At 46.2% G+C, this 17,972-nt stretch carries 9 protein-coding genes; 6 read left to right on the forward strand and 3 right to left on the reverse strand.

The window, feature by feature from the left end; all coding sequences use genetic code 11:
• The first annotated feature begins 559 nt into the window (after positions 1 to 559).
• Genes J2X69_RS19925 through J2X69_RS19935 form a run of 3 tightly spaced genes read left to right on the forward strand, consistent with a single transcriptional unit; the run spans position 560 to position 10,774 of the window.
• Positions 560 to 2,308 carry a hypothetical protein gene (locus tag J2X69_RS19925; protein ID WP_310107297.1) on the forward strand — a complete coding sequence of 583 codons (1,749 nt, stop codon included), beginning with the start codon at positions 560 to 562 and terminating at the stop codon, positions 2,306 to 2,308.
• The gene (locus J2X69_RS19930; protein WP_310107299.1) at positions 2,305 to 8,724 is read left to right on the forward strand and encodes a hypothetical protein; all 6,420 of its coding nucleotides are present in this window, start codon (positions 2,305 to 2,307) and stop codon (positions 8,722 to 8,724) included. The genes J2X69_RS19925 and J2X69_RS19930 overlap by 4 nt, the downstream gene beginning before the upstream one ends.
• Before the next feature lie 16 nt (positions 8,725 to 8,740).
• Positions 8,741 to 10,774, forward strand: a complete 2,034-nt coding sequence (locus J2X69_RS19935) for a hypothetical protein (RefSeq protein WP_310107303.1) — start codon at positions 8,741 to 8,743, stop codon at positions 10,772 to 10,774.
• 15 nt (positions 10,775 to 10,789) lie between these two features.
• On the opposite strand, the gene J2X69_RS19940 is transcribed toward J2X69_RS19935, so the two are convergent.
• Both J2X69_RS19940 and J2X69_RS19945 read right to left on the reverse strand, forming a co-directional pair.
• Positions 10,790 to 12,796, reverse strand: a complete 2,007-nt coding sequence (locus J2X69_RS19940) for a tetratricopeptide repeat protein (protein WP_310107305.1) — start codon at positions 12,794 to 12,796, stop codon at positions 10,790 to 10,792.
• 529 nt (positions 12,797 to 13,325) lie between these two features.
• Complete coding sequence (locus J2X69_RS19945) at positions 13,326 to 14,000, reverse strand: hypothetical protein (RefSeq protein ID WP_310107307.1); 675 nt, start codon at positions 13,998 to 14,000, stop codon at positions 13,326 to 13,328.
• A 354-nt stretch (positions 14,001 to 14,354) separates the two neighbouring features.
• On the opposite strand from J2X69_RS19945, the gene J2X69_RS19950 reads away from it, so the two are divergent.
• Genes J2X69_RS19950 through J2X69_RS19960 form a run of 3 tightly spaced genes read left to right on the forward strand, consistent with a single transcriptional unit; the run spans position 14,355 to position 15,942 of the window.
• The gene (locus J2X69_RS19950; RefSeq protein WP_310107309.1) at positions 14,355 to 14,852 is read left to right on the forward strand and encodes a histidine kinase; all 498 of its coding nucleotides are present in this window, start codon (positions 14,355 to 14,357) and stop codon (positions 14,850 to 14,852) included.
• Positions 14,837 to 15,571 carry a LytTR family DNA-binding domain-containing protein gene (locus tag J2X69_RS19955; protein ID WP_310107310.1) on the forward strand — a complete coding sequence of 245 codons (735 nt, stop codon included), beginning with the start codon at positions 14,837 to 14,839 and terminating at the stop codon, positions 15,569 to 15,571. The genes J2X69_RS19950 and J2X69_RS19955 overlap by 16 nt, the downstream gene beginning before the upstream one ends.
• The gene (locus J2X69_RS19960) at positions 15,568 to 15,942 is read left to right on the forward strand and encodes a hypothetical protein (RefSeq protein ID WP_310107311.1); all 375 of its coding nucleotides are present in this window, start codon (positions 15,568 to 15,570) and stop codon (positions 15,940 to 15,942) included. Before J2X69_RS19955 ends, J2X69_RS19960 begins: the two co-directional genes overlap by 4 nt.
• A gap of 419 nt (positions 15,943 to 16,361) precedes the next feature.
• On the opposite strand, the gene J2X69_RS19965 is transcribed toward J2X69_RS19960, so the two are convergent.
• Entirely contained in the window at positions 16,362 to 17,912 is a 1,551-nt protein-coding gene (locus J2X69_RS19965) for a SusD/RagB family nutrient-binding outer membrane lipoprotein (protein ID WP_310107313.1), read from the reverse strand.
• Positions 17,913 to 17,972 lie beyond the last annotated feature (60 nt).

The following is a 17,972-nucleotide window of genomic DNA, read 5'->3' on the forward strand; positions in this document are numbered from 1 at the left end:
TCTGTTTATAATTTGATTCTTAATGGTCGGATAGCCTGTCCCGTGACGAAGGAAACGGGATGGAATCCCTGCCTACGGAAGGCAGGTCGCATGGTTTATAATCATCCCTCTCCCGAAGCAAGTTCGGGACAAGTTGTGTGTCGCCTTAGACATGCTCGATTTCATCTGTTTATAATTTGCTATTAGTGGTCAGATGGAATCTTTGACGATTAATCTGCCAGCCGGCGGAGCCCTGTTTGTTTTAATGATGATTTTAATCGTGTCGATTTCATGTATTTATGATTTTTTTTCAAAAGCCAGAACCTATCCTGATTCTCGAGAGAATCCCGCATAAAGAATAATCATCCCTTCATGTGATCCCGTAGGTACGGGATCATATCTGTCTGCCTTTGGCAGGCTCGATTTCATCAGGCTTTCCTAGTCCAACTGCAGGTTTGGCTCATTGGAAACGTGCATTCACTCATTCCCTAAAAAGGATGTGATAAGGATTATTTATTTCAACAATCCGATAAGCTATCCCCGCTAGCTCTTCCAGTCAAAATACTAACCAAAACGGCATATGTCAAAAGCATGTTTTTCCTGCCCAACAGCTAAAATCACCAACTGGATAACAATCCCGGTATTCTGCTTTTTATGCTTGTTTTTGGGCAATACACTACAGGCACAAGACCTGGAAAACCTTAAAGACCAAAAGCCATTTGGTCTTGATGGAGGACTGGAACTCCGGGGCATATACTATAATGTAAATGGCATTCCAAACCGACGGGAGCCATTCACCTACATTCTGAGTGGAAGTCCCACATTGAGTTTTTACGGAATAAGCATACCGATAAGTTTTATGCTGAGTAAGGACGAAAGGAATTTCCGGCAGCCATTCAACCAATTTGGCATGAGTCCTACCTATAAGTGGATTACCGTACACGCCGGTTATCGGAATGTGACTTTCTCCCCGTTTACACTTGCAGGCCACACCATGTTAGGCGGTGGGGTTGAGATCAACCCTGGCAAGCTGCGTGCGGGATTTATGTACGGAAGGCTAAACCGTGCTACAGTCATTGACACCACACTTCAGGCTTTGGTGCCATTCTCATTCAGCAGAAGAGGAATGGCAGGAAAAATAGGGTTTGGTACCGATGCCAACCATTTTGACCTCAATTTCCTGCACGCCAAGGATGATTCTACCGCCAAACCGGAGATGGAATTGCCTGATGGAATAAAAGTACTCGCCGCTTCCAATACAGTGATGGGCTATAGCATGCGATTCACCTTCTTCGACAAACTTGTGTTGGAAAGCGACGGGGCTGCCAGTGTGTACACTCATGATATCAATTCACCAATACCGATCGACTCGATTTCCAATCCGCAACTTAGCCGCTTGGCAAGAATGCTCAATCTAAACGGAAGCAGTGAGTTGTATTTCGCGCTGAACACGGCTTTGGGATATAAAAACAAATACTTTGGGATCAAACTGAACTATCGCCGGATTGAACCAAATTTCAGAACCATGGGCGCCTACTTCTTTGCCAATGATCTACAAAACATCACCATCAATCCCAGTTTTGTCCTCCCCAGTGGAAGACTCCGCTTAAATACCAGTATAGGAATCCAAAACGATAATGTGCTGGGGCAAAAAGAATCCACTACCCATCGGATCATCGGTTCGGGAATCATGGGAGCGGAAATCACCAAGCGGCTGGGAATAGACATCAACTACAGCAATTTTTCCAATAACCAGAAGCCCAATACGCTCCGGTTTGCGGATTCGCTAAAAATCGTGCAGACTACCCAGACACTCAATATAATGCCCCGCTATACCATCATCGGTAAGCAGATGACCCATATGATCCTCATTTCGGCCAGCAGGAGCGGCATGAAAGACTTCAACAGTTACTTCGAGCAAGAGGCTATTAACCGAGACATCACCACAAGTCAATACCTAATCAGCTACAATCTAAGTATCCCGGAAAAGATGCTGAGTCTATCCTCAAGCCTCAGCTATACTGATTTGGAAGCCGCAGGCACAGAAAACTCCTATCGTGGAATCACTTTAGGCGGTAATTATAGGTTCCTAAAGCAGAAACTTCAGACTGGGATCAATACCAGCCTGATGCAAGGAATCACGGAAGCAGGGAAAAGCACCATACTCAATGGTACCCTGAACATCAACTATCAAATCAATGGGGCTCACTCCTTCAGGTCTTCATTTTTCCTGACTAGCAACAATCCCGGAAGTGTTGTCACGGGGGCAAATCCATCATTCACAGAGACACGCGCAGAATTGGCCTATAAGATAAACTTTAGATTATGAACGCAATAAAAAGACAGTTATGGCTCTTGGTTCCATTTTTCATCTGTTTCTGGCACACCACTGCCATCCAGGGTCAAGTACAGGTAAATGTACAGATCATCCCTCCTTATCAGAGTCGCGCCGTGGATTATGCTTCCAGGCCAGAACTTTTATCCGTCACATTGATCAATACAGGAAATGACCCTCTGCAAATCCAGTTGACAGGATGGATCACAGGGGAAAACGGTGTGAGTGCACGATTGAGGGCGGGCTACAAAAGTCCCCAGCCCATTCTTCTGCCCCCACGTCAGCCTGTACAGCTCAATGGGAATGATATCCGGTTTTTATTCGATATAAACCAGATCATATTTGAGGGTGTCTCCAAGGATGACTTTTTAAACCGGGCAGGTTTGCCTGAGGGTATCTATGAAATATGTGTTCAGGCACTAGACTATACGACATTGGAACCACTGAGTGATGAACGGATGGGGTGCAGCCAACTGTTATTACGGAGCTTGGAACCGCCGACCATCCTGCAGCCTTTCAGTGAGCAGGAGCTGCCTGCAACCGCAGGGGTTCAGTCTTTTCCCATCCTATGGAGTACTCCTCCCGGAGCCGCTCCGAATACCCAGTATCTGGTAAAAATGGTGGAGATGATTGCCCCACGCAATCCCAATGATGCAATGCAGTCCGCTACCACGCCTGCATTCTTTGAAGAGACAATTTACGGCAACACGCTTCTTTACGGCCCACAGTATCCGCAACTTACGGTAGGCAGACAATATGCCCTTATGGTACAGGCGATTGATCCGTTCGGCACTTCCAGTTTCCGCAATCGGGGAATGAGTGAGGTAATTCAGTTTACCTATGGCCAAAATGGAAGCCAGACCGGAGGGACTGGTACGTCCCCCGTAATTGCCGAAAGCCAAACCCCGCTGGAATATGCTACGCATACTGTTTCGGGGAAACTTTCCTGGGCATTCAAATCATCCGAAGAAAACTTCAAGAAAGGCCCTGTAATCCATAATGCCACACAAACCTCCGCTGCATCACCAGGCAGCAGCGCCGTGGGGGCGCAGACTAATAGTATCGTAGCGGGAATGAAATCAACGACAATGATTTCACAGGCCTCTTTAAATGCCACTCCTGTCAACTATTATCTTGGCCATAATAAACTCCAAGCCTCGAAACCTACGGCATTGGGCCAGGCAGACCCTACACTCAGTATGGCCAGTTCACTGACTGTCGCCAGTGGTATCCTTGCTTCCAATGTTTCAGCTACTGCGTTAGCTGCGACGGATATTATCAGCTCTAGCGCTTCGAATTCCCTTGCTTACAATTATGAAACAATCAGTCTGGATACAGGAAGCCAACGCCATCCTTTGGCAGATGTCACAGTAACCATCCGTGGAATCAAATCCCAAGGAGCTCCTCCCAAAATAACAAATCAGCCAAGCAACCCAAACAAAACCCCCAATACCCTGCAGAAAGAGATCCAATTTGGTGGCCTCCGTACCTCTGAAAGTATCTCTAAACTAGGCACGAAGGTCTCCGCCAATACACCGGTCAGCCAAGCCACAAGTACCGGAACGTCCAAGATAATTCAGGATCAACGGGCCAATCAGACTACCGGTAAAGAAACAGATCCGATTTCTACGGTTTTGGCAACGGCTAGGACAGATGCCGGAGGCAACTTTACCCTGCAACTGCTCCATCCTGAATACGAGGGCAAAAACCCCTATGAAAAACTTGTGGTATCAGTAAATGCGCCGGGATTTGAACCCTTTGAATACGAGCTTCCTATCCAAAGGCTTGAAGATCTCGCGATTGACCTGGGCTCATTTACACTTCTTGCCAAAACTTACCGATTTCAGCCAAAATTGACTATCGAGACATCTGAACCCAATCTTAGCAGTAATCCGGGAATGCGTATCCGGGTATATCGGGAGTCAAGTGAGCTGGACAAGTATCCCTATCTCAGGCATGAGGGAATGCCTGATGCTGCCAATAAACCGGAAATTCTGTTGGCTGGGCGTAGGTATCGATTGGTCGCAGTGGATAGTATCCAGGCAGGAGGCAACCCTATCAAGTCTGTGGAATTTGCCATGGCACGACTATTTTATCAAGGTAGCCTTTATATAGAAATCGAAGGACTCTCCGGCAATCTGATTAAAAAAAGTACGCAACTGAGGGTTTCGGATACAAAAGCCTCTTCCTCACGCATACTCGTGGTCAAACCCGGCTACGAGAGCCGACTAACCAGACCTTCTGTAAATGGGGAAGTAATTCTTCAGGCGGGTGAAAACCTCGTTCCAATTCCCGGGGCTGTCCTTACGGTCGAATACAATAAGGAGGACGTGTTAGCAGAAAATACAGGAGGTGTTACAACCCTGGCCAATGGACTAAATGTACAAGCCGAGGTAGCCAATGTAGCCGCCCTTATGACTAACCCGAACATCGGGCAGGTAAGTTTTGCATCCACTTCCCCAGTGAACCCCATTAGCAGTGCAGCTGCTTTATCTTCCAATGGAATTGCAAAACCCGTAGCTATCACTTCTGCTGTACAAACCGGCGCCTCCACTGCCTCGGCTTCATTCAGCTATGCCACTATCACCGTATCAGATGAGCTGATGAGTGAACAGCAGCTGAAAAGTAAGTATGGCCTATATACCGTAAAAACTGACAGTACAGGACAATACCTCATCGGTAACCTTCCGATACTTAAAGAAGGTGCCAGCTATACCCTCAAGCTGGTCAGTCTCCCTTATAATTATAGGGATATGGAAGTGACACCCGGTAAAGAGCAATCCTTCACTGCGGTGAAAGGCAGCTCAGAAACCCGATCCTTTTCAGTCGTTCCTGAGGTATTCAATATTGTAGGCCGTGTAATCGACTTGAAAGAAACGGGTGTTCCTTATGCCCGGCTACATTTCAAGGGAGGATCCAACTATTTTGAAAGCGGAGAAGAAGGACTCTTCCAGACTAGTTTTTACAAAGGCAAACATACCTTGGTAGTGGAGAAGGAAGGTTACATCCTGATGGAGATCCCTGTCGAGCTTGGAAAAGAAAGCGAATCCTCCGGTGCGGTTAAGGGTAAAAAATCAACAAAACTCCTAGCCAAACAACAGAATGTAACCACAGGAACAGACGTCATGAACTTATCCAACCCCGATAGCTGGGTAAAGAGTATGCAGTCCACCCCTACCGTGCAAAAGGCTGTTCAGGCAGGGAGTACATTTTCTCCTGCCCTTTTCGGAAATGCCGGCAGTGTAAAAATAGGTGCCTTGGGGCTCAGTCTTAACACCATGCAATCTCCAGGAGACACCTACAGAGGACCTTCTGATGCCGGCTTTACAGAGGACCAAACTTCATATTCTCTACCGATATCTTTAAGCACCCTGTTTTCTTCCCAGATCAATACCACATTTCATTTAAATCATGCAGCATATGCCTCCACTAAAACCCATGATTTAGGTGACATTGGTCCATTACTTCCAAGGATCGGTAAGGTAAGGTTTACCGTAGTGGAGAAAGGCAGTGATCTGAGGATTCCAGAGGCCAAAATAGCCCTATTTGACACAATCCAGTCCACCGACCAGCAAGGCCAATGGCTATACGAAGGCTTTGGAGGGCAGGCTACGGTGACTGTCACGCCTCCATCCGGTATGGGTTATGTCACCTTACAGGCTGCTATCAATATTCTGGAAACAGGAGAAGTAACCGAAGTAACCTTATCACTGGAAAAAGGCGTACGTGTCCATGGGCAGGTCAGCAGCGGCGGGGAGAAACTGGCCGATACACGAATCTCCGTGGAGGGCAAGGAATACCTCTTTACTACCTCTGGACCAACAGGAGCCTATGAACTGGTTCTTCCCGCCGGAGAGCAGGTAATCCGTGCTGCAAAATCAGGATACCTCAGTAAAAATGAAAACCGCATTTTACCACCGTCCGGCGGAGTAGAACTGAATTTTATGCTGGAAGACGGAGGAGGGAAAAACATTTCCACCTTGCTGGGCTTTGACATTGAACTGGATAAGGCAGTAGTCGATGGAAATGGACAAAAATGGAACGGAAGATTTGTAAACATGCAAGCTGCCCCTACCCTGTTTGGAGAGTCTAGTTCCCACACTATTCCTTTTGCCAATGTCAAGGTAACTTTTGATGCTGAGGGGAATGCCTTGCCTGCAAATGGAGAAGTAATCACGGATATTTCCAACCTGCCCCTGAAACTCTTCGGCTACCTACCTGTAATACTTAAAGGCGACCAACAGCTAAGAGTGATGCGAAATGGGGAAGGTAAAGGAAGTATAAGTGGAAAAGTGGAGCTTGCAGTCAACCAAATCCAAGGAAGCCGGGGCTTCAATTTCTCCCCACAAGATCCCTTATTCATTGCTTTGGAAAATAGCACAGGGCCTGCCAACCTAGAAGTATTCCGTGAAGGCGGTGTTACAGGAGCCCCCGAGGCTACCGTTCGGTTTGCAAGTGGGCAAGGCAATACGGTGTCCATGAACCTGTATGGTTTTGGATTGAATCTGGATTTGGCCAAGTCAGCGATCACTACCGGCGAACTTCGACTGGCAGGTATCCTGAATACCCCGGCACTTGGCCCGGTATCTTCAGCTGAGCTGGTCGTAGAAACGTTCACGATAAGCAGGGAACTACGGATCCAATCAGTTCGAGTCAAAAACACCGATCTTCCTGCCATCAAGATCGGCGGCTGGGAAGCTGCCCTTGCCAATGTAATCTTCAGTGAAAATGGGTTCAAGCTGGGCGGACAACTGAAAGTAAGCATTCCTCAATCGGGCGAATCCCAGATTGAATTTGCCAATCTCAGCCTCGGTAAAGATGCCATCTATGGCGGCCAGTTTAGTTTTCCTGATGCCGGGCTTAATGTCTATAACATCGTCAAGCTGACCACAGCAGGTAATCCGCTCAGCTTTGGACGGGTGGGCAATACGCAAGTATATAGCTTGTCGGGGAGTGCCAGTATGAAGTTTGACCAACTGATCACCAAGGAAATCAAGATTCCATCCTTCCAGGTTCAGACCGATGGCAGGTTCTTGCTGCAGTCCCCGGTTAATTACAGTGCCGATCTTTCCTTTGCCAAATTCAACATCAAAAACCTAACTGTTAGCTCGCTTTCCGGACAGGCTCCGTTTATCAGTGTGCAGGGAGAGTTCAACGTCAACTTCAAGGGGCTTAAATTTGAAGTGGCAGATATACGGTTCAAGGCCAAATCCAGCGGAGGCTCCGAGTACGATGTAGGGGTCATCGGTGGAGAACTCGCCCTTCCAATCATGAAAGTCGGGGTACGGGTAGGGATCAAAAACAACGGATTCGAAGGTGGAGGCTCACTGGGAGTGCCGGGAACACCCATCAATGCTGAGGTCAATTTCCATTATTACAAACTGGCCAACGGAATTGATATTGGCGCGGATTTTAAATCAGGCATTATCATTCCTGTAGGGATAGTGGAAATAAACCGCGTCGGAGGAGGTTTCCAATACAACACCGGTAACGGGAAATTTAAGATCAATATTTCCGGGGGAGCTTCGATCACAGGGCTGAGTACTTTAGTCAACTTAGAACCAATCAGTCTTACGGTCACGGATGGGCCGGTCATCGTCGGGGAGGTGGGAGTGAAAGTCGCCAGTGCCTTCGAGTTGGCCAAGGCAAGGGTAGAACTGAATGTACCGGGCAAATTCTTCTCCATAGGAATAAATGCGGACATCGAACCCATCAAAGGGGTAGCCTCTGCCAAAATCAATGGCTTACTCCGCATCAAATGGGATCCGAACGAATCCTATGTATTTCTGGGTGCCAACACGCAGGTCAATGTTTTGGGCTTCTTCAACAGCTACGGAGAATACGCCATGGGGGTCAATATTTGGGACCCAAAGTACCGGGAGGACGACATTTCCGCTTATTTCAGGTATTTGGATAGTGACCTGTATGCCCGTGGGGATGATTACAAATTCTCTGGGGTATACCTGCACGGTAAAACCGAAATCGGTGTACGAAAGGAGAATGCGAAATCCATCGACCTATACATTGTAAGTGGAAAAGCTTGGTTCCATACCTATTCGGATGTTATGCTATTGTTGAACTTCTCGGGCAATGATTACCGGATGAGAGTGGCCGGAGGATTGAGCGCCGGAGCGGAAGGATGCATCGGGCCGGGTTGTATCGGGGCAGGGTTCAGCGCCTGCTATGCTTTCACGGGCGGATATGGGAACGCCCAGGGATGGTTTCTAAACGGAAAAGCTGCAGGATCATTTGAGGGGCATGTAGGAAAAAAATGTAATTGCAACCGCCTTTGCTTTATAGGAGGAAGGGTCTGTGTTGGGGCTCATGCATCTATAGCAGTCAGTACACGGGGAGGCAATAGCTTCGGTGTAGGTTTGGGAAGTAGTAATTCAGGAAATAGCTGTTTTTAATTAAATCAAGATAATTATGCACTGGTTTTTAAATCGATTGATAATCTCATTGGCCGGAATCCTCTTTATGACCGGTTCTGCAATTGCTCAACAGATTCATCATTCTCCTCATATTATTCCCGGTCCTGAGCGCACCGTTCTACTCGTCCAGGCTATCGCTTTTGAACATAATCCAGCTCAACTTGAGCAATTCCTGAAACCCGGGGAGCGACTGGATATATTCCGGGCAGATGGAAACAGCACGGAGTTCAAAAAAATCGGAAGCACACAGTTTCCTGCTTCTGCCGCCGAGCTTGAAAAAAAACTCGGGGATGAATTCACCTCTTTGCTGCTGGATCAGTTGAATGTAAACTCGGTAAAGGAAGCCTATTCCGTATTGCTCCAGAGTACTCCGGACATACTGGGAATGGCACTGCTCGCGCCTGAGATCATGGAAGTTTTTGGAATGATGTACACCGATAGGGACCGGGAACCTACAGTATCTTCCCACTATCGCGTAGACTACATCAGTGGTTCGGGAGAATCCACGCAGAGCACTATAGTTGAGGTCGAATCAAAACTTCCCCTTCCAGATATGCGCTTTTTGGTGGAAAACTTTCTGGTATCAGACAGTGCTGCCTCCATTAACTGGTATTCCCGGCAAGAACAGTACAGCGAATTGCCCCTATTTGCGACTATTTACAGACGAACGGGTGTCTCTGGCGAGTTTGACCCAGTAAAGCAACTCTATGTGATGCAGGATGATCTCTCGGATAGCAGCAGAGTACATTTCAACGAGGAAATCCCCAGCGGTTCCCATTTGGCTTACTATCTAAGAGTGGAGGATTTTGCGGGTAACATGGGGCCTGCTTCCGACACACTGTATACACTTTCAGTGGATATCTCACAGCTTGAGGGCATTTCCAATTTACAGGTGGCAGACACTACCGGAGGACTTCTGCTTACTTGGGATCCGCTCCCGCGACAAGCGGTATATAATGCAATCCAAATCTTAAAATCGCGGGAGCTAGGTGCAGATTATGTGGTAGTGGATACGATTGCATCCACCGAAATCTCCTATCTGGATGGAGCCGTTATCCCTGCATCTTCCTATTATTACAAGGTAAGACCGTTGATTTATAATCTTCCAGGAAGTGACCCGCTGGTGTATGCTGAAGCCAATGGGCATAAAAGCATGTCTGATACCGACCCTCTGCCCGTCACTCCACAGAATATACAGGCTTCCGTGACACCGGAAGGAATCCGTGTCAGTTGGCAGCAAGGGGATGAGCTCAATCTCTTTGGATACTATGTCCTGCGGGGAACTTCTGCTGCCAACCTCGGTGTAATCTCCCAACCCATTCAGGATACCGTATTCGTTGACAGCCTTTTTGCGCCGGGTTTTTCAGGGCAACTCCACTATGCGGTACAAGTCGTCGATCTTAGCCAGAATGTAAGTGACACCTCTGCCTTGGCATCTGTCACGATAACCCAGCCCGTTATTCTGACTCCGGTGGGCGGGATCCAGTCCCGGCGTACGGTCGATGGTGTAGTCCTTCAGTGGGAAGATGTACTACAGCGTGATAACATAGTAGAGGGATACTTTCTCTACAGGAGAATTGAAGGAGAGGAGAACTACCGAATCCTTAACACTTCGATGCTGAGACTCCCATTCTATACCGATTCTACCGCTTCTCCCAGCTCTTCCTACGAATATGCAGTTACATCAGTAGATTCCTGGGGCAACCAAAGCATCCTTTCGCCAATCTCTTCAATAGACTATGATATAGCAGGCACACTCCTTCCACCCCGGGAATTATATCTTAGGAATATGACGAAAGGCATAGAAATAAGTTGGCCAGAAGTGCTGGAAGATCCTGCAATCCAGTATGTGATCTATCGAAAATCTACCGGTCAAGAGCGGTTTGAAAAGATTGCAACCACCCTTGCAAGCAACGTGTATTTGGACGAGGCTGTTCAGCAGGACAGGTTATATGAATACTCCATTAGTGCCACAGCCGGAGAAAATGAGGGAAACCTAAGCGTCGCTAAGGCGATAAGAAGACAGTAGTGATGTTATTACGATTTAAGCCTCTAGCGGTTCCTGCTGTTGAAATGGGATGAGAGGAAGATTGAGAATGGCCGTAGTACCCAGTTGCCCATCCAAACTTAAATCTTCATAGATGAGATTGGGTTTTACTACAGCATAATCTACCGAAAGAATATCGAGTCTTTCCCTTATTGCCGTCATTCCTGTGGACTTTTCCTTGTATTCGACTTTAGCGTTCAATGACTTTGCATTTTCACGACCGATTCCGTTATCGCTCACGGTAATAACCACCTGATCAATAGCAGACTCCATGCGTACTGCCAGTTTTCCACGGTATCCCCTTACCTGCCTCAGTCCATGATGAATTGCATTTTCCACCAAAGGCTGTATCAGCATGGGAGGAAGCATGAACGTGGAGAGATCGAGTGTAGGATCTACCTCAAACTGAAAGTCAAACGAATGCCCAAAACGCTCTGCTTCCAGCTCGGCATATAGCTGCACCGCTTGCCACTCCCGACCGGCCACCACCAGTGACTGGGTAGAATTTTCCAGGATCAGGCGGGCAAGGCGGGCAAACTTCTGCACAAGCTTACTTGCAGCTCTAGGTTCATTTTCCAGAATATAGGATTCTATCGAGCTGAGTACATTGAATATAAAATGCGGGTTCATCTGTGAGCGTATTGCCTTCAACTCACTTTCAGACACCTGCTGCTGGAGCAGAAGAGATTCTGCCTGTCTGGTGAGTTCCTGTTCACGCATCTTATTTCTGAGCTGAAGCGAGCTCACACGCGACCTATTCAGAAAGAACCCCGCGACACCGATTATCACCATCAGCAACAGGATTCCATAAAGCCATAATTGTCTGATTTGTAAACTGCTGATTGCCTGCTGCTGGAGGTATTCCTGTTCTTTCAAGTCAAAATCATATTGTAGTTCCAGTCTTGTCAACTGGTTCTGATTGGATTCATTCTCGATGCTATCCCGCAAGGCGATGAAATCCTTTTGATAAAACAGTGCACTGTCATATCTGCCTGCCCGTTCAAAGTACTTGCTGAGATTATCCGATGCATCGCGTTGTACATCCAGCAGTTCAAACTGTCTGCCGATAGCCAAACTCTCAGTAAGTTCTGCATAAGCTTGAGGTAAATTGCCAAGTGCAATATAATTCTCACCTAGATTACACTTGTTCACCGCTATGCTTTTGCTATTCTTTAGCTCATGATTGACTTCCAGTGCCTTTAATAAAAAGTAATTTGCCGTATCGTACTGATTTACCCGGGCATAGTTGCTTCCGAGATTCCCATACGCTTTCGCTATGTTAGTCACATCGTTTATTTCCCGGCTTAGCTTCAGGGCTGTTTCCAGATAATGTCTTCCATTTGCATAGTCTTTATTTTCGGTATACATGGTTCCCAAGTTTAGCAAGGCGTATCCTTCCATTCTCCGGTTTCCATTTTCCCGTGCCACAAGCAGCACTTTTTCCAGATATTCCTCTGCTTTTACAAAATTCTTGGTTCCTGCATAGATGGACGCCATGTTTACATACATCATCACCTCATTGGGATGAGAAGTTTCACTGAAAATCCGGGCGGCTTCCTGAAAGTTTGCCAGTGCCTTCGGATAGTTGTTGAGTCGGTATTCGATCAATCCCAGATTACTGGTATTGGAGGCTATTCCCTCCCGTTGACCAAATTTTCTGTCAATCTCCAGTGCCTTTAATGACAAGGTCCGTGCTTCCTCCAAGTTAGACATGGCAATATGGGCAACGGCTTTTACGGTGTAGGCTCCTGAGACGTATTTCTTATTCGTGATCCGGTCCGAAAAGCTCAGGATCTCATCGGTGAGTTCTATCGTTCGCTCCGGATGGGAGGTATGAAGTATAAAACCCAGTGTATGTAAGAGTTCGGCCCGTTGATCATCCTTTTCAGGATGTGCGTTTAGGAGGTTTTCGAGAGAGTCTATTTTCGACTGCTGTGCAAATGATACAGAACAGCATAAAAAAACTCCAAGAAACAGGCAGCTTATAATCCGGGATAATCTCATAGGGCTACTTGAAAGATTTATAAAAACTAGTTTAAAAATCTGGATTTCTTCAAATTTCAATAACCTTTTGCTGTAAAAAAATCAAAACCAATCACTTAGCCTGGGGGTTCCCTTAAAACAATACTTCTCAATGTGGCCAAAAGTCTTATTTTCTTGGAGCTTGCCGGCAGGAAAATCCTCCGCAGCAGGTCACACCAATAACGTCTGCCACTAGGCAACGGTGAACAGCCACTGCCTGCTGAAGGAAGTATCCTCAAAATAAGGGGTTACATTAGCAATTCTATTTCGGGTTCTATTTGCTTCAAAATCAGCTACTATGTTTCTGTCTTCGCCTTCATCATATCTGCCGCGGCAAACTCTTTCTCCAAAAAACCTGATTTTCTTGCAATTAAATCTCTCATCACGAAATCTAATGCATAATCCAAACCCTACATCAGTGGGTTGCCACCTTACGGGCAAGAACGCCTATATTCATAAAAAATAAAGATGACAACCCACCCTTTAGCCAGTTTGGTTTCCGTCTTATTAATTATGCATCGAAGTATCTGTCCAAAACGCCATGAAATAAGGCTCCGTTTTTGTCCAAGTAGTTAATTTCCAGTTTTCCATCAATCAATACCATGAACTCCTTGTACCCTTCAGCCTCTACCCATGCTGCGAGGTTGGCCACAGGGACATATTTCTCTGTACGGACCACTTCCCCTATATGATATCCGGCATCTACTTGGTTGTCGTTTTTGAAGGCGTAAAAAAAACTGTTATGAAGCACACTGTTATCAGTACGGAGGTACTGCCCCGTATAGGTATCGGTATATAACTCGTTTACTTCGGAGAGCTTCTGCATGCTGTAGGAGACTAGGTTGATTCCCACAATCACCTCATCCACCAGCGCTTCCTCCTCCACTACAAAATAGCCAAAACTGTCTAAAATAAGCTTATCTCCTATCATTTGGTAGGTATCATCCCTTTGACCGTTTATCGTGGAAAGGGTCACCACATTCCCACTTTTGAATTCCATCACAAAAGGCTTTTCCAATCCTCCGTCCAAGACGATCACATCCTTCATTTTCCCAATGATGACGTAGCCCTCCGGATTAAAAGTAGTTTCGGGTTCAGGAATTATGGGCTCCTCACTCGAAGCACAGCCCGATAGGAACATCAAACATACTAGCAGTCCGCTTAAAGATAATTTTACCGTTTTCATGGTTCTGTATTTTTTGGTTATGGAGCTAAAATAGGCGGTGCATGGGACCGTAATTTCCTTAATGCGTAAATGGGTGTGATCATCGAGTGAATGGGTAGTTTGAACAAGTAGGATGATCACAGTAGGTTAAGAAAAAAGCTGAAACCAGAGTAAGTCAACACACTTCATGAGGTTTCCGGAAGGGGCTTTGGACATGGGCATGTCAAGAGTTCATTTAACGGATATAAACCCGACAGTCAATACTTGGAGTCCTTCTTCGCTCATTGTATATACATGTTTGTTCATCCAAAGCATTTGTTCACACATTGGCCGGGATTCCACTGTCCCATATTATGTAATTTGTAAAAAAATAAGATGAGCCCACTCCCAGCCCATACCGAAGAATGCAACTTAAGTGGTCAGTTTGATACGCACTTCATCTACAATGTGCTCAACGCTATAGAATCATGCATAATGGGCGGTGACACACCTACTGCCCAGCGACTGATACAGCAGTTTGCCACATGGCATCGGGTGGCGGTGCTAACCTTGCCGAGAGCAGTTGTGACACTACAGCAGGAATGGCTCTCACTGAAACTATACGCTACCCTGGAAGAACTTCGATTTGGCAGAAAGCTGGTATCTGGTTTTACCTTGGAAAAAGGTATAGATTTGGGTCGGATCCATGTACAGAGCATGTCCTTACAATCCCTGCTCAGCCTGGCCATACAGCGTCAGATGAAAGATGCAAGCCGGAAGAGTAACCTGATAGCAGTTGCTATCACATGGCAGGATGGTTATATTTGTTTGGTCACCGGGTCCACGCGCCATTGTTTGGAAATCCTAACTTCCCCGATATGCTCAAAGCAGTAATTCTAGATGATGAAGTCCGTGGCAGCAAACTGCTGAGTTACAAACTGGAATATTACAAAAATGAGATCCAGTTGGAAGCAGTCTTCAACGATCCCATAAAAGCACTGAAAGAGATCGGTTCCCTTGATGCAGATGTTCTGTTTCTGGATGTGGAGATGCCCGGGATGAACGGATTCCAATTTCTGGAGAAGCTTGCCGGTTTCAATTTCGAGGTGATCTTTACCACAGCCTATGATTCGTATACCCTGGAGGCTTTGCGGCTAAGTGCAGTTGATTACCTGCTAAAGCCGATCGTGGATGAAGAGCTGGAAGAGGCGATCGTCCGGCTAAAAAAACGTATCAAGGATAGGGCTGCTTCCACACCAAAACATGCGGCACATGATTTTACAGGTAACCGACTGTCAATTTCTACAGCTGAGGGGGTCTATTTTGTTATGAAAGCCAATATCATACATATAGAAGCAATGAGCAATTATTGCACATTTTACCTGACGGATGGCAAAAAGATAGTCGTGTCCAAAACATTGAAGGAATATGAGGGCAGACTGACAAACGACTCTTTCCTACGCGTGAACCGCTCTTCTATGGTAAATCTGAACCATATCAACCGCTATCGCAAAGGAAATGGCGGTACACTCGAAATGTCCGATGGTGTGGAAATAGAGGTATCACCCCAAAGAAGGGATGGGCTGGTGGCAGTACTCTTTGGCAATTCATGAATTCCATCAATTCTCTCTGCTTCAGCCGGAAATGGATAAAACCGGCATTTACCGGCACTTCGTTCCTCATTCACGATGCATGGAAACACATTCCAGGAAGCAAAAGCCATCACTTTACCCATAAACTCAGGTTTCCGGTTCAGAAACTCCAGAAAAGTCACATTGGGATTGTTGATTTTATCATTGCTGCTGATACGCTGATCATCAGCAAATCCACTCAACACCTCCTTGTATCCAGGATAGGAAAATCACATTTTAATGCTGTTGTCAACCTTGTTTCCATAGGCGCGACTGCCATAGACTTGACCTTCTTCGACAATGGTATTCCACAGAAATTGCAACAGCATCTCCCGCATTATAAGTGGGTCTGAATTCCAAAAGTCTTCCAATAAAGCCCCCGGTTCTTTGATCATCCCCGTATCATCCACCGGCAAGGAATCCGCTCACTTGAACACCTCCTGCCACCTCAACCTATCCAGCGTGATCAGGATGATATTTTCAGTCTCGTACTCTTGTTCTTTTACCGTATCTATCCGGAAAAAACAGAAAGCGAGAGCCGCATAAACAATTGTTTTTTTTGAACAGGATTTGTTCAAGGATTTTAAGACCTGCATTAGAGTTCCTGTTACCCTAATACAAAATATGGATTTAAAAATGTCACCCTCCATTCTACAATGCGGGTGACATTTAAGTTAAATTAAACATTTTTTGATCAAGCCACTTAGTCTATTGTCGCTGACTTTTTCTTCAAAAGAGAAGCAGCATCAATTCGGGCTTTCTGCCGTACTGCTTAATCCATATCCCACCACACCCGCGTGGTGATTGCATCCGGACCCTGACGCGCTATCGCACTTTCGTAGTTCGCTTTATTGAGCGATTGCACAGAACTGGGATACATGAAGCGGACAGGAACTGTATCGATGTAAGCTGCCGGCCCCGGAGTGATTTTAGGGTAATCGGTTCTTCTCCAATCATACCAGCCTTCCATTCCTGAGAAATACAGGGCAAGCCACTTTTGAGTACCGATTTTGGACAGCTTCTCTTCAGTAGAGCCGGTGTAAGCTACTTTTTGCTGTACAAAATAAGCATCTCCCACTACCAACTTATCTGCTATCTGAGGTAGATTAATGATTTCATAGCGGCTTTTGTAATAAGCAAAAGAAGATTCAATCCCATTTTTATAATATTCTTCAGCTGTACCTGTACTAATATATCCTCTTTCTCTAGCCTCCGCCAGTACAAACTGAAGTTCCGAATAACTCATCAAGATCGCCTGGGCACCGATTGGATTTGCCAGCGGGGTACATGCAGAACAAGACCATAGATACCCCACACGGGACATGAAATTAGAACCGCCTTTAGCAGGATTACCGGAAGGAGAATAAGCCAAAGCCTCTTCATCCGCCAAGCCGTTTGGCACTCCCTGATAATCGTCCTTAGTTCCGATAACCCCCGCACCGGAATCATTTGTAGGCTGCGCATAGGCATACAATCTTGGATCATCCAGATCTTTCAGAACGTTTTCCATTCTTTCACTCAACCTATACTCATCAAATGAACCGGAACGGGTTGTATATAACCCATGCTGGTTTGGCACATCCTGAAGGTACTGCAATGCCGCCTGATCGTCATTGGAAGTGAAGATCGGGTACTGTGTAGGGTTAGAAACAATCGCCTGCATGCCTGCCGCCGGATTCATCCGGTCAGAAAGTCTCATTAGGATTCGTAGCCTAAGTGAATTCGCATACTTCTTCCATTTCACCACATTCCCATCGAAAAGAATATCTCCTTCTACGTTTTCTGTCGTTGATCCCAGCAAGGCATTCGCCTGCTCCAGCTCCGCAAGAATCCCATTATAGATCTCTTCCTGCGTATCAAAAACCGGGTAATTCACATCTTCCTTGGCTTTCGTTGCCTCCGAATAAGGCAAATCCCCATAGGCATCCGTCATAAACGAATAAAGACTAGCTCTTAAAACGAGGGCAATTCCCACGTAATTACTCTGCCCCGCTGCCGTAGAGATCTCGATCACATTGTTCAAATCCCGAATGGAATTGTAGAACGTACTGTATGGGTTTCCTTCGGGTCCCCAGTTATACCTGTCTTCATTGGTAAACTGAATCTTGGCAGTCTGCTGCATCACTACATTCCCGTAACCCCAAGCCTTTCCTGAAATTTCATTCGTAGTATTCCGGATGATGTTCGGTAAAAGCAAACTTGAAGAAACCGTCTCAGGGCTGTTCGGATTGGTGTTGATTTCATCGAAATCCTTGTCGCAGCTACTCAGAAAAAGCACTGTTGCCAACCCGATTCCCGCTATATATTTTGTATTGAAATTCATAATGTTCTGTTTTGAGAGTTTTCTTTTTAAAATCCAAAGACATAGAAAGTCTATCAACTG

The organism is Algoriphagus sp. 4150 (assembly GCF_031457395.1).
GTDB lineage: Bacteria > Bacteroidota > Bacteroidia > Cytophagales > Cyclobacteriaceae > Algoriphagus.

Bases quoted from the DNA above. Each gene is read 5' to 3' on its own strand.
- J2X69_RS19940 (WP_310107305.1), bottom strand. From the start codon at position 12,796: ATGAGATTATCCCGGATTATAAGCTGCCTGTTTCTTGGAGTTTTTTTA.
- J2X69_RS19935 (WP_310107303.1), top strand. From the start codon at position 8,741: ATGCACTGGTTTTTAAATCGATTGATAATCTCATTGGCCGGAATCCTC.
- J2X69_RS19930 (WP_310107299.1), top strand. From the start codon at position 2,305: ATGAACGCAATAAAAAGACAGTTATGGCTCTTGGTTCCATTTTTCATC.
- J2X69_RS19925 (WP_310107297.1), top strand. From the start codon at position 560: ATGTCAAAAGCATGTTTTTCCTGCCCAACAGCTAAAATCACCAACTGG.
- J2X69_RS19945 (WP_310107307.1), bottom strand. From the start codon at position 14,000: ATGAAAACGGTAAAATTATCTTTAAGCGGACTGCTAGTATGTTTGATG.
- J2X69_RS19955 (WP_310107310.1), top strand. From the start codon at position 14,837: ATGCTCAAAGCAGTAATTCTAGATGATGAAGTCCGTGGCAGCAAACTG.
- J2X69_RS19950 (WP_310107309.1), top strand. From the start codon at position 14,355: ATGAGCCCACTCCCAGCCCATACCGAAGAATGCAACTTAAGTGGTCAG.
- J2X69_RS19960 (WP_310107311.1), top strand. From the start codon at position 15,568: ATGAATTCCATCAATTCTCTCTGCTTCAGCCGGAAATGGATAAAACCG.
- J2X69_RS19965 (WP_310107313.1), bottom strand. From the start codon at position 17,912: ATGAATTTCAATACAAAATATATAGCGGGAATCGGGTTGGCAACAGTG.